The 23,697-nt window shown below is 60.2% G+C and carries 19 protein-coding genes; 9 read left to right on the top strand and 10 right to left on the bottom strand.

What is annotated here, in order from left to right; genetic code table 11:
- The first annotated feature begins 231 nt into the window (after positions 1–231).
- The 3 genes from AOA59_RS22725 (at position 232) to AOA59_RS22715 (ending at position 6,107) form a co-directional block, all read left to right on the top strand.
- Positions 232–3,816: a hypothetical protein gene (locus AOA59_RS22725; protein ID WP_143522804.1), complete on the top strand. Its 3,585-nt coding sequence runs from the start codon at positions 232–234 to the stop codon at positions 3,814–3,816.
- Positions 3,817–4,023: 207 nt separating this feature from the next.
- A complete protein-coding gene (locus AOA59_RS22720; protein WP_065930001.1) occupies positions 4,024–4,389 on the top strand; it encodes a response regulator in 366 nt (121 codons plus the stop codon).
- A 317-nt stretch (positions 4,390–4,706) separates the two neighbouring features.
- A complete protein-coding gene (locus AOA59_RS22715; protein WP_065930000.1) occupies positions 4,707–6,107 on the top strand; it encodes a DUF1254 domain-containing protein in 1,401 nt (466 codons plus the stop codon).
- Between the two features lie 101 nt (positions 6,108–6,208).
- Here the strand turns inward: AOA59_RS22715 and AOA59_RS22710 are convergent, their stop codons facing one another.
- Positions 6,209–6,877, bottom strand: a complete 669-nt coding sequence (locus AOA59_RS22710; RefSeq protein ID WP_099489141.1) for a DUF3313 domain-containing protein — start codon at positions 6,875–6,877, stop codon at positions 6,209–6,211.
- A gap of 75 nt (positions 6,878–6,952) precedes the next feature.
- Positions 6,953–7,483: a hypothetical protein gene (locus AOA59_RS22705; protein WP_065929998.1), complete on the bottom strand. Its 531-nt coding sequence runs from the start codon at positions 7,481–7,483 to the stop codon at positions 6,953–6,955.
- Positions 7,484–7,654: 171 nt separating this feature from the next.
- On the opposite strand from AOA59_RS22705, the gene AOA59_RS22700 reads away from it, so the two are divergent.
- Positions 7,655–8,347 (top strand): aspartate/glutamate racemase family protein, encoded by a 693-nt coding sequence (locus AOA59_RS22700; RefSeq protein WP_065929997.1) that lies wholly within the window; start codon positions 7,655–7,657, stop codon positions 8,345–8,347.
- Here the strand turns inward: AOA59_RS22700 and AOA59_RS22695 are convergent.
- The 3 genes from AOA59_RS22695 to AOA59_RS22685 all read right to left on the bottom strand — a co-directional run bounded on the left by AOA59_RS22695 (position 8,344) and on the right by AOA59_RS22685 (position 11,298).
- Entirely contained in the window at positions 8,344–8,856 is a 513-nt protein-coding gene (locus AOA59_RS22695) for a GNAT family N-acetyltransferase (protein WP_065929996.1), read from the bottom strand. The genes AOA59_RS22700 and AOA59_RS22695 overlap by 4 nt on opposite strands.
- 98 nt (positions 8,857–8,954) lie before the next feature.
- Entirely contained in the window at positions 8,955–10,100 is a 1,146-nt protein-coding gene (locus AOA59_RS22690) for a glycerate kinase (RefSeq protein ID WP_099489140.1), read from the bottom strand.
- Between the two features lie 91 nt (positions 10,101–10,191).
- Entirely contained in the window at positions 10,192–11,298 is a 1,107-nt protein-coding gene (locus tag AOA59_RS22685) for a sugar diacid recognition domain-containing protein (RefSeq protein ID WP_099489139.1), read from the bottom strand.
- Positions 11,299–11,459: 161 nt separating this feature from the next.
- On the opposite strand from AOA59_RS22685, the gene AOA59_RS22680 reads away from it, so the two are divergent.
- On the top strand, positions 11,460–12,770 hold the full coding sequence (locus AOA59_RS22680) for an MFS transporter (RefSeq protein WP_065929993.1): 1,311 nt from the start codon (positions 11,460–11,462) through the stop codon (positions 12,768–12,770).
- A gap of 125 nt (positions 12,771–12,895) precedes the next feature.
- Here AOA59_RS22680 and AOA59_RS22670 read toward each other — a convergent pair whose 3' ends face one another.
- Complete coding sequence (locus AOA59_RS22670; RefSeq protein ID WP_099489138.1) at positions 12,896–13,600, bottom strand: SDR family oxidoreductase; 705 nt, start codon at positions 13,598–13,600, stop codon at positions 12,896–12,898.
- Positions 13,601–13,701: 101 nt separating this feature from the next.
- On the opposite strand from AOA59_RS22670, the gene AOA59_RS22665 reads away from it, so the two are divergent.
- The 3 genes from AOA59_RS22665 (at position 13,702) to rarD (ending at position 16,772) form a co-directional block, all read left to right on the top strand.
- Positions 13,702–14,604: a LysR family transcriptional regulator gene (locus tag AOA59_RS22665; RefSeq protein ID WP_099489137.1), complete on the top strand. Its 903-nt coding sequence runs from the start codon at positions 13,702–13,704 to the stop codon at positions 14,602–14,604.
- A gap of 81 nt (positions 14,605–14,685) precedes the next feature.
- On the top strand, positions 14,686–15,696 hold the full coding sequence (locus AOA59_RS22660) for an aldo/keto reductase (protein WP_069787486.1): 1,011 nt from the start codon (positions 14,686–14,688) through the stop codon (positions 15,694–15,696).
- Between the two features lie 194 nt (positions 15,697–15,890).
- Entirely contained in the window at positions 15,891–16,772 is an 882-nt protein-coding gene (gene rarD, locus AOA59_RS22655; protein ID WP_065929990.1) for an EamA family transporter RarD, read from the top strand.
- A gap of 64 nt (positions 16,773–16,836) precedes the next feature.
- Here the strand turns inward: rarD and hppD are convergent, their stop codons facing one another.
- Together hppD and AOA59_RS22645 are read right to left on the bottom strand one after the other, a co-directional pair.
- Positions 16,837–17,913, bottom strand: a complete 1,077-nt coding sequence (hppD, locus tag AOA59_RS22650) for a 4-hydroxyphenylpyruvate dioxygenase (protein ID WP_099489136.1) — start codon at positions 17,911–17,913, stop codon at positions 16,837–16,839.
- Positions 17,914–18,158: 245 nt separating this feature from the next.
- Entirely contained in the window at positions 18,159–19,082 is a 924-nt protein-coding gene (locus AOA59_RS22645; protein ID WP_099489425.1) for a DMT family transporter, read from the bottom strand.
- Between the two features lie 77 nt (positions 19,083–19,159).
- Between AOA59_RS22645 and AOA59_RS22640 the strand changes: the two genes are divergently transcribed.
- Positions 19,160–20,056 (top strand): LysR family transcriptional regulator, encoded by an 897-nt coding sequence (locus tag AOA59_RS22640; RefSeq protein WP_099489135.1) that lies wholly within the window; start codon positions 19,160–19,162, stop codon positions 20,054–20,056.
- Here the strand turns inward: AOA59_RS22640 and AOA59_RS22635 are convergent.
- Both AOA59_RS22635 and AOA59_RS22630 read right to left on the bottom strand, forming a co-directional pair.
- Positions 20,037–21,074 carry a fimbrial protein gene (locus tag AOA59_RS22635; RefSeq protein WP_158235260.1) on the bottom strand — a complete coding sequence of 346 codons (1,038 nt, stop codon included), beginning with the start codon at positions 21,072–21,074 and terminating at the stop codon, positions 20,037–20,039. The genes AOA59_RS22640 and AOA59_RS22635 overlap by 20 nt on opposite strands.
- A complete protein-coding gene (locus tag AOA59_RS22630; protein ID WP_099489133.1) occupies positions 21,074–23,695 on the bottom strand; it encodes a fimbria/pilus outer membrane usher protein in 2,622 nt (873 codons plus the stop codon). The genes AOA59_RS22635 and AOA59_RS22630 overlap by 1 nt, the downstream gene beginning before the upstream one ends.
- Positions 23,696–23,697: the final 2 nt, after the last annotated feature.

Genomic DNA, 23,697 nt, shown 5'->3' with positions numbered 1-23,697 from the left:
TTTGCCCGAATAGCAGTGGCCAAGGCTATGTTTGTGCGTTGTTTTGAAGCGTTTGCCTACAGGCCGCGACTGAGTTTCGCGCCAATTCGGGCCGGTTTCATTAGATCACTTACACACGTGCACACAGATGCGGCGGAACGTAGGTGAAGGGGGGCGGCACTCAGGATAGCGCCTCAGGAACACGGAAGATCTTTTGGAAGGCGTCTTTTTTGACCCACCAAGGTAACTCCAATGAGCATAACCGCCCCTACCCGCACAATTGCAGACAACCCCAGTCCTTTTGTCCTCGAAACTCCCGCACCTGCCCCAGCCCCCATTAACACCTTGTCGTCAAACCCCCACCCAACCACTCAAACACGGCCCGCATCAACCCAAGCTCACGCGCCTGCATCCCACCCGCCGTCAGGTGACCTTAAAACGGAACTTGGACGCAAACAGAATTTGCAGTCTTTAGGGCAAAAGCTGCGTGACATCGCCACACGTCTGGGCATCGACGCCACTGTGCCTGCAATCCTGACGGCATTGCGAACCACACCGATGGATATTCATCCCGATTCAGGCTACCCGTCAGAGGCTGGCAGTACGGTTACCCTGGAGACCTACATCCAGTCGATGGGTTTGTCTGCGCCAAGCACCCATACTGGCCTGGTCGGCCTTGCCCATGCGGTCCTTAACCGGGCTCAGGAACACCCTTTAGGCAACTTTGGCGGTGGCCTGTCGTGGCCGCAGCCCCTGAGTGGCACTGAGCAACGCGCGCTGCAGAACGCCGCTGTTCAGTACGCCAACCGCCATCCAAACCCACCTCATTTGGGCGCAAGCCAGGGTGTGCTGGAGTATTTGAACAGCAACCAGCCGCTCACGGGTCAGGCGTCAGACGATCCCGCCAAAGCCCTGGAAGCCATCGTCAGTTCGCCTCGCGCACAAGCGTTCGGGCTGGCATTGCAGACCCGATTGAACGGAATCGCCACACAGACCAGTGTGAATGACTACACATTGGCCGCGATCAATGCGCTGCTGGACCCGGAGTCCGTCACTGCACCGCATCGAAACAAGGTGGCCGGCTTCGATCTGGCGCAGCGAGCGCATTGGGGGCAACCACTCTCGGTTGTAAAAGAGGGGTTGACCCAACACTTGATTGAAAGCGGCAAAACCACCCCCGAGATGGCCAAAGCGGGTGCCTACTTGTTATTGGCAAGAAAGGCACCCGCGCTGCTGGTCAAGGACATCCCCGCCAATGTCACCTACGGCAGCGTGGCATGGGTCAACTTGTCGATCGCAGTGGCGGCTATTGAAGCCCAGACGCCGGGAAAAGTATCGAGCATGACGTTTGCCCAGGTCATGCTCGCAGCTGAAAACGCCACGTTGCAGGATCCTTCCGTCACCGCGCAGGCCCAGCAAGCGGCGTTGCTCGATTGGGGCGTTGTCAATAATGTGATCAGCCTTAAAACAGAGGGTGATTACAGCCATGACGACGTTGAGAAAGTCAGAACCGAGTTCAACCGACAATTAAGCCAGCGGGTAGCAGGTTCCAACGAGGTAGGCGCCGAATTTCCCAGTCGCGAACAAATGGCCCGAGCCTTGATAAAGGAGCGGTTTGGCGACACGGTGCCTCTTGAAGAAAAGCTCTTGAAGGTCAAGGACTCCAATCAAACGCTCTCGCAACCGCTTTACGATCCGAATCGAGCGCCAGCGGGTATGTTCTCGCTGTTGGATATCGTGATGAGCGGGCTGCACGCCTATAAATGGGAAACTGAAGACCCGCGCATTCTCCAAGCGACTAAAGGCAAATCCCTCACCTTCGACGTGAATAAGACATTCAACGCACAATTAACCCAGACGATCGACACACGCAAGCAAGGCGTGGATAAGTTGATCAAATCCCTGGTGGCCGACCTTCCGCTCGCTGACAGGCAGAATTTCGAATATGGAAAGCTCGAGTTTTATCAAGATAAAACCTACCAGATACCCATCACGCCAACTAAAAATAAACTGATACACACCAGTAAAACATTGTGGGTAAAAGTCACAGGCGGGACGGACGATAAAGTCTATGAGATCGACCTGAGTAAAGGCGCCATCACCGTGGTGCCCGCCAGCGTATTGACCGAACAGCGTGAGCGCCATGCCAACAACATCTTCAGGAAAGAGCCGTTCACGCCGACCAGGGATCCTAAGCCAGACTTCAGCCAGGACAAGTCCGCCGGCATTCCATTACCCGTTCCTTCGAGTTTCTCAAGCGTTCGGACGCAGGCCCTCGCCGATGCCTTTGTCGAACATCTCGATCTTGATAATCAGGATGTGATCAAGCGGGCCAGAGGTTTCACCAGCTTCGACCAACAGAGAGAAAACGATTGGAAAGTGACCGACTTTTTCCTGAATTTCATCCCGCTCAGGTCAGCGATCGTTAACGCCAGGAATGGTGACTACCTGGAAGCCGGGTTAGACCTGGCAATGGATGCTTTCGGTTTCGTGACGCTAGGCGCGTCGACGGCAGCGCGCGTGGCTACCACCAGCATCAAGACCGTGACGGCCGTTTCGAAGGGTTTGCGGGCAGCACGCATCATCGGTGCAGCGGCCATCAGTGCGTTCAACCCACTGAGCGGAATGGACGACTTGGTGAGAGGCATAGGCACAGGGGTCAAGTTTCTGGCCTCTAAAAGCGCTCGGGGCATCACTATGCTCAAGGGAGCTGCCGGCAGTTATGACCTGCTCAAGGCGGCCAGTAAACAGCATGGCGTTGTGGCAACAGGCACCTACAAGATCGCCGGGCAGACCATTGAAAGCGGTGCCGCCTTTCAAAACGGAAAATGGTATGCCTTTGATCCGATCAGGCAGCAGCCCTACGGTACAGGGCTACTAGACTTCAAACCTGCAACCGTCGCCGCCAACGGTGAAATAAACAACAACTTCATAGATTGGCTGGCCACTTATGTCGCTCCCGTACCAAAGGCAACCGGAGAACAGTTCAGGCAAGCCTTACAGGCAGCGCGACAAAGCGATCCAGCCGCTTACGCTCGAGGTCTTTCCGGGGTTATCGACGATATTCCGGGCTATCACTCGAGCATGAGGGTCTCGGAGATAAAAAGCCTGGCCGTCAGCAAGGCCGGGAATCCCGAAGCCATCGGCACATTGGCCAAAGAGATAGAAAGGCGCATGGCCATTCAAAGTCTTGAGAGCTTCAAGACTTTTGAAGCGGAAGTACTGGCCGAAGGTGGCAAGGCCACCATGATGCCGCAGAACTTTTACCTCAGCCAAACAGACCTGGCCTCCAATGGTGAGTGTGCAGCCCTGGTGAATATGATGGCGCTGGCCATTCTGAACAACCAGCGGGACACCTTCATCAATAACTTTTTCAAAGCCGCCAGGAATGCTAACGACACCAAGGTTCAGGCCTTTCGTAAAGAGCTGAACCAAATGCATCAGGTGCTCCGTGAGCAGTTTCACGGTACTCAACGCGTCAGCCAAGTGCCGTATACCGACATTGCTGAGCGGTTAAGCACCGCAACCCCTCCCATGTCCCTGAAGATCAGCACCCAGAATCATGGGCTTCTCGCGGGCGTCACTCTCGATAAAAACAACCAGAAGGAATGGTTTTTCTTTAATCCAAACTTCGGTATTGCAACCTTTCCTGATGAAGCGTCAATGCGAAAAGGGTTAGAAGTCTCCCTGAACAGCGGGAAGACGGCGGGCACGCTTGATCCGGTGGCCATTACCAAAGGCGTGCCGGAGTACAACATCAGCGAATTCAGCGAAGGAAACTTTATTATGACGGTGCCCTACAACAAACCGTATGCCCTGTTCAACACCACACTTTGACTTGAAGCCCGTGGCGTCAATGGCCCGCTTGTAGCCTGTCATTGACGCTTTGCGCGCTCGGCGCGCCGCCGTGCATGCCACGCGACATTTGCATCCATTCCCTTCACAATGCCCCGCCAATGGAACTTGCCGAGAGGGCCGTGACTCAGTAGAGAACGGCCTTTCACCGCCAGACACCTGCCTTTCCATTTTTCAGGAATTCCCCTTATGTGCGCTGCCCCCTCCACCATCCTTGTAGTCGAAGACGACGCCATCGTGCGCATGCTGATCGTCGATGTACTTGAAGAGTTGGAGTTCTCGGTGGTTGAAGCTGCCGACGCCGAAGAGGCCCTCAAGATTGTTAAAAACACCGACCAGCCCATCGACCTGATGATGACCGATGTGGGCCTGCCGGACATGGACGGCAAGCAACTGGCCACTAACGTGCGCGAGCTTCGCCCCGCCCTGCCGATTCTGTTCGCCAGCGGTTATGCCGATAACATCGATGTGCCCGCAGGCATGCAAGTGATCGCCAAGCCGTTCTCCATTGACCAACTGCGTGACAAGGTCAAATCGATGTTGCCCGCTGCTTGAGCCCGAAACCTGCGGCGTTTTCGTCCCGCGCTAAACCGTGAACATCCCCACACCCACAAACTGATGCGTTTGGTCAGCCGGCAAGTCTGAATGCCTGCTACCTTTCCATCGGCGTGGGCGCAGGCAAGGCCTGGAAAGCCGGCAGCACTATCGTCAATGCCTTTGTCGAGCCGCAATGGACGGTGGCACGCAAAGGCGATGGATTAGCTCGGTTCACGTTGTTTGCAGGGATTAACGTGACGTTCGGCCAATAAAACAGGAAACTCGGCGCTTTGATCCCACGCCCTCTATAAAGCACTCAGGAAGGACGCAACAACATGATTGGAAAACCGACGCGCCTGCTGTTGGCGAGCCTCTCGATACTCATGAGCACCGGCGCCTGGGCCGACTTCACGGCGACACCGACTGAAGCCCGGGCCATTGCCAAGGAAGCCTACCTGTACGGCTACCCGGTAGTGGAGATGTACAAGACGCTCTACACCCAGGCCGTCGACAAAGGCGGTGCCAACTACAAGGCGCCGTTCAACCATATCGGCAATACCGCCCAGGTGTTCACGCCCAGGGACACTGCCTTCGTCACCCCGAACGCGGACACGCCCTACTCTTTCGTATGGATGGACCTGCGCAAAGAGCCGCTGGTACTGACCCTGCCCAAAATCGACGACAACCGTTACTACTCGGTGCAGTTGATCGACCTCTACACGCAGAATATCGCCTACCTGGGCACTCGCAGCACCGGCAACAATGGTGGCCACTACATGATCGCCGGGCCCGACTGGAAAGGTCAGCAGCCTGTCGACGTCGACCGCGTGATCTACAGCGAAAGCAACATCGCCTATGCGCTGTACCGCACGCAGCTGTTTGATGAAAAGGACCTGAACAAGGTCAAGCAGATCCAGAATGGCTACAAAGTGCAGCCGCTGAGTGCCTACGTGAAGCAGCCTGCGCCGGCCAAAGTGGCGAAGATCGAATGGCCCAAACCCATGGCAACCATGACCGAAGGCCCGCAGCTGTTTCGCTACCTGAACTTCATGCTGGCCTTTGCCGCGCCCCAGGACAGTGAAAAAGACCTGATGGCGCGCTTTGCCAAGATTGGTATCGCCCCCGGCGCGCCCTTCAAGGTCAAGGACCTGACCACTGAACAGCGTAAAGCCCTGGAAGACGGGATCGCCGATGGCCGCGCCGAGTTTGCTGCGTTCAAGAAAGACAAGGTCGATACCCACCAAGTCACCAGCAGCGACCTGTTCGGCAGCCGTGACCGCCTGAAAAACAACTACCTGTACCGCTACGCCGGCGCCAACCTGGGGATTTTCGGCAACTCCACCGACGAAGCCATCTACATGACCTACTTCGTCGACAGCGAAGGCAAACCGGCCAACGGCGCACGTCACAGCTACACCGTACATTTTGCCAAGGACCAACTGCCACCGGCCGATGCGTTCTGGTCGCTGACCATGTACGACGCCAAGACCAAGCTGTTGGCGCCCAACCTCAAGAAGCGCTACCTGATCAACTCAGCGATGCTGCCCAACCTCAAGCGGGACGCCGACGGCGGCCTGACCCTGGCCCTGCAGCACCACGAGCCGCCAAAAGCCGAACAGAGCAACTGGTTGCCGGCCCCACCCGGTCCGTTTTACGCCGTACTGCGGATTTACCTGCCCAAGCCTGAGGTGGGCAATGGTCAATGGAAGCTGCCGCCACTGACACCGCTTAAGTGATGCTGCGGCACGCGCCTCAAAATATCAGGCCGACAAGGGAGCATCACGTGCACGACTAAAAGCTGTGGCGAGGGAGCTTGCGCCCTTGCCACAGCCAGTAGTCAGGGCTTTTTGAGCTTCACAAAGGACTGATGCAAGTCCGACGCCCAGCCGTCGATCACGCTTTTCACGTCATCGGCCTTCATCACCTGCGAGTCGTTGGACAACGGCTTGCCGGTGCCTTTGCGCACCACTTGGGCAATCACTTTGCCGCTGCCACCGTCGAGGAACTGCGCCTCGGTGCCCAGGGTGGTTTCCTGGTCACGAATGCCGGTGCCGGTGCTCACTGCAGCTGCCACCAGCGCCACGGGCACGTACTCGTAGGGCTTGAGGCTTTCAGTCTTGCTGCTGACGGCGGTAATGGCCGCGCGCACCACGATCACACCTGGGCCCGGCGCGCTGGCCAGCGCCAGCGACTTGGCCAGCTCACGCTTGAGCGCCTGGTTGTAATAGGTGTTGATGCCGTTGAGGGTGCTGTCGGGAATTTTCGCGGTGGCTTGGGGTTTGGGGTAGAACTGCGTCGGTTCAATGAACACTGCCGTGTAGTTACTCAGGTTCAGGTCGGGGTCAACCCAGCGCATCACCTCGGCCCCTGAAGGCGACTTCGCCTCTTTGAGGTGGCTGTAGTCCGAGAGAAAGCCTGAATACTCGTCCGGTTGCGTTACCTTGCCGGCACAGCCGACCATTGCGATTGCAACGCACAGCGTGCTGATCATTAGCCTTGATTTCATCATTGAACTCCCTGGCAGTCATCGTCGAGACACTGAGCTGTAGGTATAGCCAACTCTGGGAAAATCGCTGTTATTTCAAGCGAGCTGTTTGACAGCGTTGCAACCTGCGTCAAAGCCGCGATCGCGCGGGATCAGGCTCTGCAGCTGCGCAGCCAGGAAGTTGGCATCGAAGGCAAAGGTGTCCGGGTCTTTCAAACCGTTGGTTTTCTTCCACAGCCAATCGTTTTTGTCCGCCGGCAGCACCAGTGACACACTGCCGTGTCGCGCGGCTGTCAGGCCCATTACCGACACGGCTATCGAGCCGCCTGCCCCCATCACTTCCGGCACAAATTCCACGGCCTTGCCAGTGATATGCACGGTGAGCTTCTCGGTCTTGAAGGTCGAACTCTCGGCCGGCAGGCCAGGGCCGCTGGCGACATAAGCTTCACGTTGGACTTCAAGCAAACCGACGCTCTTGACCGGCTCCAGCCACTGCTCAATGTGCCCGAACAGCTCACCCAGCTTTTGTGCCCAGCGCGCCGATTGCAGATCAAATTGCTGTTTTTTATGCGCTTCGCTGTCGGCGTAATGACGAAGCATCTCGCCCAGTTGCTGTATATCGTCCATTGCCAATTTCCTTGGGTGAGCCAGGTTGCGAGGCATGATCATGGCAGATGCGGCGGCCGGCCGTATGATTACCGCCCGCGAAACTGCACCGGTGATTTGGCCGGCAACTGCGTATGACTAATGCGTGGCCGATGGGTAAGGTGAAGCAACATTCCTTGTCCGGAGTATCGCATGCGCACTATCGGCCTTATCGGCGGCATGAGCTGGGAGTCCAGCGCCGAGTATTACCGCATCATCAACCAGCGCGTGCGTGACCAACTCGGGCCGCTGCGCTCGGCGCAACTGTTGATGTACAGCGTTGACTTCGGCCCGGTGGAGCAGGCTCAGCATGCCGGGCGTTGGGACGACACCGCACTGATCCTTGAAGACGCCGCGCGCCGCCTGCAGGCCGGCGGCGCGGACTGTGTGGTGCTGTGTACCAACACCATGCATTTGGTGGCGCCGCGTATCGAAGCGGCGGTGTCGATTCCATTCCTGCATATTGCCGACGCCGCAGGTACGGCGGCGGTCGACGCCGGTACGTTGACCGTGGGTTTGCTCGGCACTGCGTTCACCATGGAACAGGACTTTCTCAAATCCCGCCTGGCCGCGCAGGGCTTGACCGTGCTGGTACCGGAAACACACGAGCGCCAGGCCGTACACCGCATCATCTATGAGGAATTATGTGTCGGGGTGATCAGCGAGGCTTCACGCCGGGTCTACCAACGTGTGATCGAATCACTGGCGGCGCGAGGTGCCCAGGCGATCATCCTGGGCTGTACGGAAATCGGCCTGCTGATCAAGCCGCAGCACAGCCACCTGCCGCTGCTGGACACCACCGAGCTGCATGCGCAGGCTGCGGTGGCGTTTGCACTGCAGGATTAAGCCGACTGGCGCAGGCGCGCCATGCTCACGGTGTCGACAAACCGGCCGTCACGCAGGGCGTAATCGCGCAGCAGGCCTTCAACCTCGAAGCCAAACTTTTTGTACAGGCCTTGCGCGGCTTGGTTGTCGGCATACACCCTGAGTTCCACACGGTGCAGGTTCATCCAGTTGTCGGCCACCTCCAGTGCGGCGCTCAAAAGCCGCGAACCCACGCCTTTGCCCTGCCAGGCCGTCGCCACGCCCATGCCGAATGAGCCGACGTGGCTGCGCCGCACGCGCAGGGTCTGTTCCAGGCCAAGCTGGCCAATCACCTCGCCGCCATGCACCGCCACCAGCTGTAGCCGCCGCTCATTATCGAGAGCCAGCTTGTTGCGCCAGGACTCCACCGACTGATAAGGCATTTGCAGCACCTGACGGCACACGGCCGGGTCGTTATAGAGCGCAGCGACGCCTTCCAGGTGGGCTTCGGTAAAGCGCTGGATCACGATATGGGGTTCAGGTGCGTGCATTGTGTTTCATCCTTTGAAAGACAAGTGGCCGGCCAGTGTAGGGGCCGAGGCGGCATGCTGGCTAGGGGCTGACGGTTGTGGAAGCCAGCTCCCACATGTCAACCACGCTGGCCGAGCGCCGTGCGCCATACCCGCGCAATGTCCACCGTGCGCTCACGCAGCAAACGCGGCGCCTCGCTGCACGCCTGCTCCAGGCTCATGGGGCCGCACGGCAAGGCGAACGCGGCGTCCACACCATGGGCGTACATGTGCTCATAGCCTTCGCCCAAGGTGCCGGCGATCACGATGACCGGCACGCCATGACGCTGAGCAATCCGTGCCACGCCAAAAGGTGTTTTGCCACGCAGGGTTTGGGCATCAAAGCGGCCCTCGCCAGTGATCACCAGGTCCGCGCCACACACGGCCGCGTCCAGGCCCACCAACTCGGCGACCACCTCCACGCCCGCACGGAACTGCGCCCCGAGAAAGGCCTTGGCGGCAAACCCCAGACCGCCGGCCGCACCGCTGCCCGGCTCATCGCGTACGTCTTTGGGCAGAACCTGGGCACAGTGATCGGCAAAGTGCCCGAGCGCCGCGTCAAGTTGTTCGACTTGCTGTGGGTCAGCGCCTTTTTGCGGGCCAAAAATGGCCGACGCGCCGTGCGGCCCGCACAGCGGGTTATTCACGTCGGCGGCGATTTCAAACCGCACCTGGGCCAAACGTGGGTCCAGGTGCTCCAGGCTGATACGCGTCAGCCCGGCCAAGGCCAGGCCGCCCGGTGCAAGGGCCTGATCCTGGGCGTTGAACAACTGCACGCCGAGCGCCTGCATCGCGCCTGCCCCACCGTCGTTGGTGGCGCTGCCGCCGATCGCCAGGATGATGCGTTGCGCACCGGCATCCAGGGCTGCGCGGATCAGCTCGCCGGTGCCGAATGTGCTGCTGATGCACGCATCACGCTGGCCAGGCGGTACGCGTTGCAAGCCGCTGGCTTCGGCCATTTCGATCATTGCGGTGTGGCTGGCTGCAAGCCAGCCCCAGCGTGCTTCGACTGCCTCCCCCAGGGGCCCGCGCACCGTTTCGCGACGCAGTTCGCCGTTGCAGGCGGCGAGTACCGCATCCACCGTGCCCTCACCGCCGTCGGCCATTGGGCACTGGATTAACTGTGCATCCGGCCATACCTGAACGAGCCCATCGGCAATCGCCTGGGCAACGCCTTCGGCACTCAGGCTGTCCTTGAATGAGTCGGGGGCGATGATGATTTTCATGGGCTTTCTCCGATTTTTATAACGCCCATGCTGCCAGTTGCCATCGGCAATGACGCCGGTCCGATGCACAAGTGCCGGTGAGGTTTGTTGTTCATTCCGACAAAGCCTGGGGCAATAGCTGTACGCCGAGGTACAGCGCGAGCATGCCGTCGAGGGTCAGCGGGTCGACGCCGCTGAGTTCGGCAATGCGTTCCATGCGGTAACGCAGGCTGTTGCGGTGAATGCCCAGGGCATCGGCACAAGCCTGGCTTTGGCCGTCGTGTTCACACCAACTGCGCAAAGTAGCCAATAACTGGCCGTTGGCGTCCTTGGCCAGGACTTTGCGCAAGGGGTTGAGCAATTCGTCCAGGGCGTCGTCGTTGCGGTGGCGCCAGAGCATCACCGGCAGGCGGTAGCGATTGAGGGTCAACAGCTGCGTTTGCGGCAGGATATCGCGACCATAGGCCAGCAAGTCTGTGACGCGGCGGTAACAGCGGCGCAACCCGGCCAAGCCATCGGCCTGCCCGCCAACCGCCACGCGCAAGACCTTCCAGCCCAGGCCCTGAAGTTTTTCCAGCAGTTTTGGGTTATCCACTGGTGTCGCCGCAGGCCTGCACCACAGCAAGGAAAACTGTGCAGAACTGACGCACCAACTGTCCGGGAATCGGCTGCTCAACCAGGCACTCAAGGCCTCCGCTGATTGGCCTGCACCCAGTTCGAACAGGTAGGGCGTGCGGGCCAGCTGGGGTTTGAGCCCCAACTGCCGGGCTTCATCGACCAGGCGCGGTGAGTCACCGCTGTCGGCCAGCAGCAAGGCCAGCAGATCATCACAGCGTTGGCGCCGCCACTGCTGCTCGGCTTGTTGATGGCGATGGCTGACCAGCATTTCGGCAGTCATGCGCACCAGTTGCGCGTAGGTGCGCAACACCTCAGGCTCGCCGGTGATGCCCAGCACGCCGATCAGGCGCTGGTCGTGCATCAACGGCAAATTGATGCCGGGCTGCACACCTTTCAGGTGTTTGGCGGTCTGGCCATCGATTTCCACGACCCTGCCGTTGGCCAACACCAATTGCGCGCCTTCATGCTGGGTGTTGATTCGCTCCGGTTCGCCACTGCCGAGAATCAGGCCCTGACTGTCCATGACATTGACGTTATAGGGCAGGATCGCCATGGTGCGATTGACGATATCCTGCGCCAGGTCATGATCCAGCTCGAACATGGGGCTAAGTTCCTTTAAAGGCGGGGTTGTACAGAAGCACAGCGCAAAGCCCGCTTGACTGTGCGCGGGCACAAAGACAGCACCCAGCAAGGTGGCCGAGACTCTTTGGGCGATCAACGTTACCCTCGCATCGCGAAAAATCATAATAAAGAGAGACTGCCATGTCACAGAGCGCCGCTGCCACACTGGCCACCGATGACGATAAAAACGCCATCTACAAGCGCATTACCCTGCGCCTGATCCCCTTCATTTTTATCTGCTACTTGTTCAACTACCTTGACCGGGTGAACGTTGGCTTTGCCAAGTTGCAGATGCTCGATGCGTTGAAATTCAGCGAAACGGTATACGGCCTCGGTGCCGGGATCTTCTTTATCGGCTACGTGCTGTGCGGCGTGCCGAGCAACCTGGCGCTGACCAAATTCGGCCCACGGCGCTGGATTGCGCTGATGATGATTGTCTGGGGCACACTTTCCACGTGCCTGCTGTTCGTCACCACCCCCAGCCACTTCTATGGCTTGCGCCTGCTGACCGGTGCCGCAGAAGCCGGGTTCTTCCCCGGCGTGGTGCTGTACCTCTCTCAGTGGTTCCCGACCTTTCGCCGTGGGCGGATCATGGCGTTGTTCATGTCGGCAATTCCGGTGTCCGGCCTGCTGGGCAGCCCGTTTTCCGGCTGGATCCTCAACCACTTCGCCGCGGGCCAGGGCGGCCTGGCGGGCTGGCAGTGGATGTTCCTGCTGCAAGGCATTCCCACCGTGATACTCGGCGCCCTCGCCTACTTCCTGCTCAGCGACAGCTTTGCCAACGCCAAGTGGCTCACGCCCCATGAGCGTGCGGTGCTGGAAGCCGATCAGGCGACGGATTTGGCCAACAAGCCGAAAACCACCACCGATTCGCTCGGCGAAGTGTTCAAGAACCCGGCGATCTGGGCGTTCGGGCTGATCTACTTCTGCATCCAGAGCGGCGTGTACGCCATCAACTTCTGGCTGCCGTCGATCATCAAGAACCTGGGCTTCAGCGATAACCTGGTGATTGGCTGGCTGAGTGCGATCCCTTACCTGCTGGCCGCCGTGTTCATGCTGCTGGTGGGCCGCTCCGCCGATTTGCGCAAGGAACGTCGCTGGCACTTGGTGGTACCGATGTTGATGGGCGCGATTGGCCTGGTGATTGCGGTGAACTTCGCCACCACCCCGGCCCTTGCGATTCTCGGCCTGACCATCGCCACCATGGGCGCCCTTACCGGCCTGCCGATGTTCTGGCCGGTGCCCACTGCCCTGCTCAGTGCGGGTGCGGCGGCTGGCGGTTTGGCGTTGATCAACTCCATGGGCCAGATGGCGGGGTTCCTGAGCCCGTATATCGTCGGCTTTGTGAAGGATGCCACCGGGTCGACGGACATGGCGTTGTACTTGCTGGCGGCGGTGATCGTGGCCGGCAGTGTGCTGGCGTTGCGCATGACGCGTACCTTGAAGGTATAGCGCGGCCTCTGTGGGAGCTGGCTGGCCTGCGATGCAGACACCTCGGTGTATCAGGTACACCGAGTTGATGCCATCGCAGGCAAGCCAGCTCCCACACAAGCAGGTCCCACATTTCTATTCTGTGTTTACAACAGGCCGCCGCCGTCGATATCCAACACGGCGCCGGTTATAAAGCCATTTTCCATGGCCAGCACATACCCTGACGCGACCTCCTCTGCTTGCCCCACTCGCCCCACCGGCAACGCCCCTCCGGCCTTAGCGAACATCGCCAAGCGTTGCTCTTCTGCCAACCCGGCATACGCTGGCGTGTCGATCACGCCGGGGCTGATCACGTTGACGCGCCGTGGTGCCAATTCTTTTGCCAACTGCTTGCCCAACGCTTCAGTCGCAGCATTGATACCCGTCTTGATGAACTGCCCTGCCATTAACTTACGGCCCAACTGGCCCGAGGTGAGGCTGATGCTGCCGTGCTCAGCCAAAAATGGCAGTGCCTGCTGGATCGCACGTAAGGCGCCCCAGAGTTTCACGTTGAAATTGTCCTGGGCCTCGTCCAGGTCCGTCTCGATCAACGGTTTGGCCCGCACCGACGGGCCGGAGGTAAACACCAGATGATCAAAGCGCCCGACCGTTTCGAACAACCGTTGCAACGAAGCGCTGTCGGTTACGTCGACGGGTTCGCTGCGTACGCCATTGTCGACACCGGAGGTCAAACGGCGCCCGGCCAGCACCACCTGCGCGCCACGGGCGGTGGCGGCCTCGGCCACGGCGGCGCCGATGCCGCTGCTGCCGCCGATCACGATGACGGTTTTACCGCTGAGGGAAGATGTCATGGGGTTGTTACCTGGCTAAGAAAGTGAGCGTTGATCTTCTCAGCTTGGCAATCGGCGAAAAATCCCGGTAAAACGACAAGATCTTTAAAGGATTTTTACAAATGAGCTCGACCCTGGACCTTGAAGTGTTCGCGCGTACCGCCGACACCGGCAGCCTGTCGGCGGCGGCGCGCAGCCTCAACCTCACCCCGGCGGCGGCAAGTATTGCGCTCAAGCGCCTGGAAACCCGGCTGGGCATCCGCTTGCTCGCCCGCTCGACGCGCAGCATGCGCCTGACCGAAGAAGGCCGACGCTACCTGGACAGCGTGCGGGTGGCCCTCGAAGCGCTGGCCGAAGGTGAACAGGCGATCAAGCAACAAGGCCAGAGCTTGAGTGGGTTATTGCAACTGGCGGCACCTTCGGACTTCGGCCGTAACGTACTGCTGGGTTGGCTGGATGAGTTCAAGCTCGAACACCCGACTATCCGCCTGCAGTTGCTGCTCAACGACAGCAACGCGGATTTGTTTCGTGACACCGTCGACATCGCCCTGCGCTTTGGTGTGCCAAGGGATTCCAGCCTGGTGGCGTTGCCTGTGGTGCCTGGCCACCATCGCATCCCCTGCGCCAGCCCCGACTACCTGGCGCGCCATGGCACACCGCGCACGCCGGCTGACCTGGCGCAGCACAGCACGTTGCGCTACATGCGCCGTGGGCAGGCGAATAGCACCTGGTACTTTCGCCAGGGTGCCTTGCTGCAGGAGGTGGAGGTGTCGGGCGACTACCTGAGCGATGACGGTGAAATCGTGCGGCGCTGGGCGCTGGCAGGCCACGGCATCGCTTATAAGGCCAACCTCGATATTGCCGGTGATATCAAGGCCGGGCGGCTGGTGCCGTTGCTGCCCGACTGGCAAGGCGAGCCCACACCGTTCAACCTGATGTGCCCACACCGCCTGCAAGTGTCGGAACGGGTGAAAGTGCTGCATGGCTTTTTACAGCAGCGTTGCCAGGCCTTGCTCAATCCATGAAGAAACACGCGCAGGGCTTGTTCCAGAGCTGCCGAGTCTGGTATTGCATGGGTAACGTTTACCTGCCATGAGGAGCTTTGCATGATTTACCGCACATTGGGCCAGTCCGGGTTGAAGGTCAGCGCACTGACCCTGGGCACCATGATGTTTGGCGAGCAGACCAACACACAAGACTCGCTGCGCATCATCGACAAGGCCTGGGACCAGGGCATCAATTTTATCGACACGGCCGACGTCTACACCGGCGGGCGCTCCGAGGAAATCGTCGGCGAAGCGATCACCCGCAATCGGGCGGATTGGGTGGTGGCGTCCAAAGTCGGTTTCGGCCCGGCAGACGGTTTGCCCAACCGCAGTGGCTTGGGCCGCAAGCGCATGTTCAATGCGTTGGAAGCGAGCCTGACACGCCTGGACACCGACTACCTGGATATCTACTACCTGCACCGTGAGGACCACGGCACACCGCTGGAGGTCACCGTGTCGGCGATTGGCGACCTGATCCGCCAAGGCAAAATCCGCCACTGGGGGCTGTCCAACTACCGGGGCTGGCGTATCGCCGAAGTGATTCGCCTGGCCGAACGCCTGGGTGTCGACAAACCTGTTATCAGCCAGCCGCTGTACAACATCGTCAACCGTCAGGCTGAAGTCGAGCAGATCACCGCAGCCGCTGCCTATGGCTTGGGCGTCGTGCCTTACAGCCCATTGGCGCGCGGGGTACTCAGTGGCAAATACGCGCCCGACGTGACACCCGAAGCCGGCAGCCGTGCGGCGCGCCAGGACAAACGCATCCTGGAAACCGAATGGCGGGTGGAGTCGCTGCGCATCGCCCAGCAGATTCAGCAGTACACCCAAGGGCGCGGCGTGGGGATTGTCGAGTTTGCGATTGCCTGGGTGCTGAATAACGCGGCGGTCAGTTCGGCCATTGTCGGGCCGCGTACCGAGGCGCAGTGGGACGCATACACCGGGGCGCTGGACGTGAAGATCACGGCAGAAGATGAAGCGTTTATTGACTCGCTGGTGACGCCGGGGCATTCGTCTACGCCGGGGTTTAATGATGTGAGCCATTTTGTCTCGGGCCGCATTGCGCGCTCGTAGCAGATAAAAACCGTTCGCCCTGCCCTTGTGGCGAGCAGGTAAACCTGCTCGCCACTGTTTCACGCAAAGCCCTGCCCGTGAGTAAATTTCTGCAAAACGCCCCTAAACAGTGCGACCAACCATCACCAAAAGCACCATAATCACCTGCTGAAACTCCCCTTCTTTGTGTATCAGACAGTTTTCGCGAGGACAGTGTGTCTAAAGGTGTTGTTTTATCGGTCTTGGCCTCGGTGTTGTTTGCCGTGATGTACTACTTCACCTCGCTGCTCACGCCCTTGAGCGGCCTGGAGATTTTTGGTTGGCGCATGCTGCTGACCGTGCCGTGCATGACTGTGTTCATGATTGTCAGCGGTGAATGGCGGCGTGTGTGGGAGTTGCTGCAAATGCTGGCGGCGAAGCCGCGATTGATCGGCGGCGTGGTGCTTTCGTCCGCGCTGCTGGGCGTGCAATTGTGGCTATTTATGTGGGCGCCGCTGAACGGGCGCAGCCTGGATGTGTCGGTGGGGTATTTCCTGTTGCCGCTGACCATGGTGTTGACCGGGCGCCTGGTGTACGGCGAACGCTTGTCGCGCTTGCAGCAGATCGCGGTATTTTTTGCCGCACTCGGGGTGCTTAATGAGCTGTACCAGGCCGGTGGTTTTTCCTGGGCCACCCTGGTGGTGATCATCGGTTACCCGGTGTATTTCGTGGTGCGTAAATACCTGCACACCGATCATCTGGGCGGCTTGTGGCTGGACATGGCGCTGATGCTGCCGGTGGCCTGGTGGTTTGTGCAGCATGGCGAACAAGGTTTTGCGGTGCTGGATGTGCATCCCAAGCTCTATGCCTTGATCCCGATACTGGGTTTGATCAGTGCTTCAGCGCTGGTGAGCTACATCATCGCCAGCCGTTTATTGGCCTTTAGCCTGTTCGGGTTGCTCAGCTATGTGGAGCCGGTTTTACTGCTCTTTGTGGCCTTGTTGTTGGGCGAAGGCATCAAGGGCGGGCAATGGCTGACGTATATCCCGATCTGGCTGGCCGTGATGGTGCTGGTGTATGAAGGCTTCAAACATTTGGTGCGTCAGCGCAAAGCTTAAAAGGTGCAGGCACTAAAAAGCCCGGCTGAAAACCTTCTCGGCCGGGCTTTTTTGTTGCTGACGCTTAGTCGGTGGTCAGTACACCGCGACGTACCTGGTCACGCTCGATCGACTCGAACAGCGCCTTGAAGTTGCCCTCGCCAAACCCATCGTCGCCTTTGCGCTGGATGAATTCGAAGAACACCGGGCCCATCAGGGTTTCCGAGAAGATCTGCAGCAGCAGGCGCTTGTCGCCCTCGATCGAGGAGCCGTCCAGCAAAATACCGCGCGCCTGCAGTTGATCCACCGGCTCGCCGTGGTTTGGCAGGCGGCCTTCGAGCATTTCGTAGTAGGTGTCCGGCGGCGCGGTCATGAAGCGCATGCCGATCTTCTTCAACGCATCCCAGGTCTTGACCAGGTCTTCGGTGAGGAACGCCACGTGCTGGATGCCCTCGCCGTTGAACTGCATCAGGAACTCTTCGATCTGGCCGGCGCCCTTGGACGATTCCTCGTTCAGCGGGATGCGGATCATGCCGTCCGGGGCACTCATGGCCTTGGACGTAAGGCCGGTGTATTCGCCCTTGATATCGAAGTAGCGTGCTTCACGGAAGTTGAACAGTTTCTCGTAGAAGTTGGCCCAGTAGGCCATGCGGCCGCGATACACGTTGTGGGTCAGGTGGTCGATGACCTTGAGGCCCGCCCCTACCGGGTTGCGGTCGACACCTTCGAGGTACACGAAGTCGATGTCATATATCGAGCTTCCTTCACCGAAGCGGTCGATCAGGTACAGCGGCGCACCGCCGATGCCCTTGATGGCCGGCAGGTTGAGTTCCATCGGGCCGGTTTCGATATGAATCGGCTGGGCGCCCAGTTCCAACGCGCGGTTGTAAGCCTGCTGCGAGTCTTTGACCCGGAACGCCATGCCGCACACCGAAGGGCCGTGTTCGGCGGCGAAGTACGAGGCCAGGCTGTCGGGCTGGTTGTTGAGGATCAGGTTGATCTCGCCCTGGCGGTACAGGTGCACATTCTTGGAGCGGTGGGTCGCGACTTTGGTAAAGCCCATGATCTCGAAGATCGGCTCCAGGGTGCCCGGAGTGGGCGATGCGAATTCAATAAATTCAAAGCCCATCAGGCCCATTGGGTTTTCGTATTGGTCGGCCATTTCGGCACCTCATCATTCTCGTAAGTAGCAAGTAGTCAATTACAGGCAAGGATGAGGTTGCAGGGTGGCGCGCACGAGAGACCCCGCACGCTGCGGGCGAGGAAGTCACCAAAGATCAGGGGGGAGCCGAGTAGCTTCATGATTACATCAGTCTCTGACGGCCGAGGCTTGCGTGAGCGCAAGTCCATATTCTTGTATGCGTAAATCGATTCTACACAGCGTAACAGTATTTGTCCGCACTCTCATCAAATCCCTATTGCGCTGGGCTGCGCAAGGGGTTTGTTGCACAGATAGATGCCCAACAGGATCACCGCGCCGCCGAGCGCCATGGGTAACGTTAGCTGTTCGCCAAGCAGCAGCGCGCCGCAGATCACCGCCGTCAGCGGGTTCAGCGCGATAAACACGCCTGCGCGGGTCGCGCCGATACGCCGGATGCCATCGTAATAGCCGATGTACGCCAGCGCCGAGCCGAGCACGCCCAAATACAACAGGCTCACAACCTGCGGCAGGTGCAGGCTGCCAAGCCCTGCAAGCGTGAAGCGCCCGGCGAGCGCGGTGACAACCGTCAGCATCAGGGTGCCCAGCAGCACTGACCAGGTGACCGTTTGCAACGGCCCCAGGTTTTGATTCAATGCGCGGGAAAACAACGAGTAAATCCCCCACCCCAGCACACAGCCGAACACCAGCAGGTCGCCCTGCCAGGTACTCGATGCACCTTGCAGCAACTGCGGGTTGCGACTGACGATCACCGTCGCAGCGCCGGTCAGGCACAACGTGATACCCAGCCCCCTGGCAGTGCCGAGGCGCTCTTTGAACAACCACCAGGAAGCCAGGCCGATCACCGCCGGATTCAACGCCACGATCAACGAAGCGCGCGAGGCGTTGATGTACTGCAGGCCGTAGAAAAAACACAGGTTGTAGAAAAAGATCCCGAAAAACCCCAGCACCGCCAGATGCAGCAGTTGCCGGGGACGTGGCCGCGCCAGCGGGATGCGTGCACACAGCATAAACAGCAGAAGCGCCAGGCTGGCCAGGATAAACCGCAGGCTGGCGGCCAGCAGCGGGTCGACTTGATTGGCCAGGTAACGTCCGGCGACAAAAGTGCCACCCCAAATCATGGTCACAGCGGCCAGCTTCAGGTAGGTGAGGCGATCAGACGGAGGTTGCATTAGCAGTTGCTCGACAGGCGACAGGATGGGCATATTCTTCGACTAATGATCAGTAATCGTAAAATGAGCCTTTACTCATGACCTTGACCCAACTGGAAATTTTTTCTCTGGTGGCCGAGCTGCGAGGTTTCACCAGTGCGGCGCACCGCCTGGGCATCAGCCAGTCGGCGGTGTCCCATGCCGTCAAGGCCCTGGAACAGGAGCTGGGCGTGGAATTGTTTCGGCGCCACCAGACGCTGGTGGAGCTGAGCGATATCGGCGCGCAATTACTCGGGCGCGCCCGTGCCATGCTGGGTCTGGCCGCGACCTTGCAGCAGGAAGCCGCCGATGCCCGTGGGATGAAGCGCGGTACCTTGCGCATCGGCTCCTTCGGCCCCACCGCGTCGGTGCGTTTGTTGCCGGCAATTCTCAGCCATTTCCGGCTGGCCTACCCCGGCATTGAAGTGCATGTGGACGAAGGGTCAGACCGGCAAGTTATCCAGTGGCTGGACGAGCGGCGCGTCGACGTGGGTTTTGTGGTGCTCGCCGACACGCCAACAGACAGTGAACGCTTCGACACCGTGGCGTTGTTGGAGGATCAGTTGGTCGCGTTGTTGCCGGCCACCCATGCGCTGGTTGCCAGCGCGTCGGTGCCTTTACAGGCACTGTGTGATGATCCGTTCATCCTCACCGAAGCCGGCTCATCGGAGCTGGTGATGCGCTTGTTCAGCGTCGCCGGTTTGCGGCCCAACGTGCGTTATCGTTGCGCGCAATTGCTCAGCACGCTGGCGGCCGTCAGCCGTGGCGACGGCGTGAGCATCGTGGCGCAGGCATCGCTGCCCGATCACGCCGATGGCCGTTATGTCGAGCGGCCGTTATCGCCGCCCGTGCCGCGCCGCATCGGCCTGGCGGTGCTGGATCGCCGCCAGGCCTCGCCTGCCACACTGGCTTTTCTCGCGCTTGCGCAGAAGTGGGTCACCGATAGACCAGGGTAAATGTCGCCAGGCCATTGGCCGTGCCGGGTTCAATCGTCGCGGCAGTCTGGATGTAGTGCGCCGTCAACGGCAGTTCGAAGGTGCCATTGGCGCCAGCGCGGCCCAGGGGTTGATCGGCAGTACGAGCGCCCGCAGCGGGGCCATAAGTGATCACGCGACCACCAAACAGCACCTGCAAGGCCACGCCCTTGGCGGTAGAACTGGCGGTCAGCGAAAGCCGATCACTGCGGTTGGCCGGTTGCGTCTGGTCGACCAATGTCACCCGCACGTGCTGCTGTGGACTGCCGACGGGGCATTGCAAAGTGATCGTCCCGCTGCCATTGCCGGCGACGCTGTGAATGCCCTTGAAGGCTCGGCTTTCCACGGCCCCCAAGGCAATCGCCACGGTGGAGGTCGACACACTGCAGGTGGGCCGGCTGGGTTCGCCGATTTCGATGCTGCCGAAGTTAAAGGCATGATACGTAGGGTTGGTGTACAGGTTTAGGCCCGAGAATGTTCGAGGTGTGACCGTGCCGCCCTGGATGGGGCCCGTGACCACAAAAAACACCCGCCCACGTACACCCCAAGTCGCCAGGCCGGGGTGGATGGGCCCGCGCAAAAGCGTGTTGCCAGTGGTCACGATTCGCATCGGGCCGCCGTCACGGTCCTGCGCCATAAACGCAAAACCGACGCCCTGCACGCCGGTCTGATACACCGGCATGGCGAGCGACGAGTGGCCGAAATATTGGCCGGTCCAACGAATGTCGCGGGATATATTGATGTACGACCAGTATTTGATGATGACGTCGGTCGTGTAAGTGCACCTGAGTCCATGCGCGGCTTCAATGGGATAGCCATCCGGGCTACCCAGTACCTGGCCGACCACCGGGTTGGCCGGGACGTTGATACGCGGCACCGAAAGTACCGTCGGCGAGCCGGGATCGCAGGCGACGCCGGCCTGGGCGCTTGCGGTGAGCATGATGACTGCGCAGGCCAGCACGGCAAGCATCACCCGCCGCGTGCGGCAAGGAAGCTTCATCAACTGTTTTCCTTGTGTGTAGAGGTGTCGAGGGTGCATCGGCTGACCAATTGGTCCGCACTTTGCTGGCGCCGGTCGGGGTCTCGGGGCGGCAACCGGTAATGGATAAAACAACGATCGCGCGCCGCTTGCGCCCACTGCACGGTCAACCTGCCGTGGTCGGCAACCCCGCGCACAAAGGCCTTGCCCGCCTGGCCGACAACCCCCACTTCGTTGCCCTGTTCATCCAATACCTGGGCGGCGAACGGCAACGGCTTGCCATTCGGATGGGTGGCCTTGATCACCACCGCCCGGCCGCTGACGGTCTCGAACTTGACCAGCGATATTGCGCCCAAGGTGGGTACCACGGAGCGGTTCGACTCCTTTAATTCCACGTCCATGGGCATGCCTTGCGGGTCGATGTCCACTGCGTTGGGCTGGTACGCCCGCAAAGCAGGCATGACCCCATAACCCTGCTTGTTGATAAGCACCCCGGAACCGCCGAGCTGCGCTCCCTGGGCACCCGGCGCATGCACCAGCGCCGACGCTTCACCGAGGTTTTGTGCCAGGGTGACGCCACCGCTGTGGGCGATCAGGCCGCCGTCGACGCTCACGGACACTTGCGCATTGCGCCGGCTCTGACCATACCCGCCGCGCAGGTTGGCGGCGTGACTGCGATAGCCTGCATAGGCGTTGAAACTTGAACCGCCGTGATCGCCGCTGCCACGACTGCCGACCAGGCCGTAATGGGTGTGCGCCTTCTCCCCCAGCAAGCCATTGATGCCGAGTTGTTGCTGACTGCCGCGTGAATCACCCGCATCCCGCGACAGTGAACTGCTCAGGGTCGGTGCGCGCGTGCCCTCGCCCAATGGCATGGAGAGGCTCAGTACCCAGTGATTCTCCACGCGTTCGGTGCGCGTCGAGCGGCCGAAGAAAATGTCCTCGGCGCGTTCATGGTCGCTCGCCCGATACAGTTCGCTGACCCTCGAACGCTGCGCCGAGAGGTTCCAGCTCAGTGACTTCCAGTTGGCCCCATAACTGGCGGTGAACGACGTCTGGCGCCCTTGCTGCCCGGCCCAGTAGTCAGTAGAGCTGCCATACACACTCAGGGTGCCCTCCCCCAACTGCTGGCTGATCGTCAGGTCCAGGCGGCTTTTTTGCCGCGCATAGCTGTCCAGGTTCCCGCCGTGACGGCCCAGATCGCGCACATTCAAGGCGTCCGGCAGGTTCAGGTAGCCGGCGGTCGAGAAGCGATAGGCGCCGAGCGCAAAATGCGTTCCCGAAAACGGCAGGTTCTTGTTATAGGCCAGGCCAAGGCTTTGTCCGCGCGCTACCGCCTGCCCCTGCACCTGTGTGCGCGAGTGGGTGGTGTCCAGGGCGAACGCGCCAACGGCTGTACTTAGCGCCAGGCCCGCCTTGCCTTGGCTATAACCCTGGGAAAGGGTGGTGCCCCCGTAAACGGTGAGGCTATCGATCAGCCCATGTTGCAGCGTGCCTTGAAACACCGAGGCGTTGGCATCGCTGACGCCATGCTGCTGCACCTGTCCCACCGTTGCGCTGTAGTGCGTGGCGCCGTAACGCAATAGCTGCGGGGCCACCGAATAAGGCACGACAAAGGTGCTGCGCCGCCCATCTACCTCGGTGACACTGACGTCGAGGTCGCCTCCGTAGCCCGTGGGGTAGAGATCATCGATCACAAAAGGCCCAGGCGCCACCGTGGTTTCGTAAAGGGTGTAGCCGTTCTGGCGCACCGTCACCGTGGCATTGCTGTCGGCAACGCCGCGCACCTGAGGCGCATAACCTTGTTGCGACGGCGCCAGCATCCGGTTATCAGTGGCCAGCGTAACGCCGCGCACGCGCACGCCGTCGAGAATCTGGCCGCTGCTGAAACTGTCGCCCACGGTCAGTTGCGACTGCCAGGCGGCAACGGCGCGTTGCAGGTAGGTGGCCGTGGCTTGATAAGGCAAGTGGCCGCTTCGTGAAGCCCAGGCTTGCCCGCCCTGGTGGCGCAGCCGCCAGTCACCCAGGTTGACCCCGCCGTCCAGGCCCAGGTAACCGCGATCTTCACCCGCACCCGAGGTCACCGCCGCGGCGCTGAAGGTGTAATTGAGCAGCGCGGCATCAATGCCTGCGTCCCATTGGGCGGGGTCAACGTAGTCGCGAGCAGAGCGATTGATGTAGACCTGCGGGATACTCACGTCCAGGGTCAGGGACTCGACATCGACATGGCGGCTGGCCATGGGAATCCATGCGGCGAAATCGCGACAAGCCTCCTCGACGGCTGCCTCGGTGCTGCGCAGTACCACCCCGAGTTCGGCCAATTGTTGCGCGCTCACACAGGGTTGCGCAGCGTTCTGTTTGTCCACGTTTACGAAGGTGATCGGGCGACGGCCCAGTGATTGCCCGTTGAGTATCACGTCAACGCGATAAACCCCAGGCGTCAACACATTGCCGGTATTGAAGCGCGAGAGATCCGCCGGGCTGGACACACCGCTGGTAAAAGCCTCCAGATCAAACAACAACGGGGCAGCCTCGGCCGATAGCACAAGCGTGCTCAGCAAGCCGAACAGCAACAGCAGTCTAGGATGAGAAAGCAGCCAGGCAGCGCCTTGGCAGAATGTGAGTGGCAACAAGGCTGGCATAG

Origin of the sequence: Pseudomonas sp. 2822-15 (assembly GCF_002742515.1) — a bacterium.
In the GTDB taxonomy this organism is placed as follows: Bacteria; Pseudomonadota; Gammaproteobacteria; order Pseudomonadales; family Pseudomonadaceae; genus Aquipseudomonas; species Aquipseudomonas salomonii.
This window is presented reverse-complemented; position numbering and strand designations above follow the sequence as displayed.

Bases quoted from the DNA above. Each gene is read 5' to 3' on its own strand.
- AOA59_RS22725 (WP_143522804.1), top strand. From the start codon at position 232: ATGAGCATAACCGCCCCTACCCGCACAATTGCAGACAACCCCAGTCCT.
- AOA59_RS22720 (WP_065930001.1), top strand. From the start codon at position 4,024: ATGTGCGCTGCCCCCTCCACCATCCTTGTAGTCGAAGACGACGCCATC.
- AOA59_RS22715 (WP_065930000.1), top strand. From the start codon at position 4,707: ATGATTGGAAAACCGACGCGCCTGCTGTTGGCGAGCCTCTCGATACTC.
- AOA59_RS22710 (WP_099489141.1), bottom strand. From the start codon at position 6,877: ATGAAATCAAGGCTAATGATCAGCACGCTGTGCGTTGCAATCGCAATG.
- AOA59_RS22705 (WP_065929998.1), bottom strand. From the start codon at position 7,483: ATGGACGATATACAGCAACTGGGCGAGATGCTTCGTCATTACGCCGAC.
- AOA59_RS22700 (WP_065929997.1), top strand. From the start codon at position 7,655: ATGCGCACTATCGGCCTTATCGGCGGCATGAGCTGGGAGTCCAGCGCC.
- AOA59_RS22695 (WP_065929996.1), bottom strand. From the start codon at position 8,856: ATGCACGCACCTGAACCCCATATCGTGATCCAGCGCTTTACCGAAGCC.
- AOA59_RS22690 (WP_099489140.1), bottom strand. From the start codon at position 10,100: ATGAAAATCATCATCGCCCCCGACTCATTCAAGGACAGCCTGAGTGCC.
- AOA59_RS22685 (WP_099489139.1), bottom strand. From the start codon at position 11,298: ATGTTCGAGCTGGATCATGACCTGGCGCAGGATATCGTCAATCGCACC.
- AOA59_RS22680 (WP_065929993.1), top strand. From the start codon at position 11,460: ATGTCACAGAGCGCCGCTGCCACACTGGCCACCGATGACGATAAAAAC.
- AOA59_RS22670 (WP_099489138.1), bottom strand. From the start codon at position 13,600: ATGACATCTTCCCTCAGCGGTAAAACCGTCATCGTGATCGGCGGCAGC.
- AOA59_RS22665 (WP_099489137.1), top strand. From the start codon at position 13,702: ATGAGCTCGACCCTGGACCTTGAAGTGTTCGCGCGTACCGCCGACACC.
- AOA59_RS22660 (WP_069787486.1), top strand. From the start codon at position 14,686: ATGATTTACCGCACATTGGGCCAGTCCGGGTTGAAGGTCAGCGCACTG.
- hppD (WP_099489136.1), bottom strand. From the start codon at position 17,913: ATGGCCGACCAATACGAAAACCCAATGGGCCTGATGGGCTTTGAATTT.
- AOA59_RS22645 (WP_099489425.1), bottom strand. From the start codon at position 19,082: ATGCAACCTCCGTCTGATCGCCTCACCTACCTGAAGCTGGCCGCTGTG.
- AOA59_RS22640 (WP_099489135.1), top strand. From the start codon at position 19,160: ATGACCTTGACCCAACTGGAAATTTTTTCTCTGGTGGCCGAGCTGCGA.
- AOA59_RS22635 (WP_158235260.1), bottom strand. From the start codon at position 21,074: ATGAAGCTTCCTTGCCGCACGCGGCGGGTGATGCTTGCCGTGCTGGCC.
- AOA59_RS22630 (WP_099489133.1), bottom strand. From the start codon at position 23,695: ATGCCAGCCTTGTTGCCACTCACATTCTGCCAAGGCGCTGCCTGGCTG.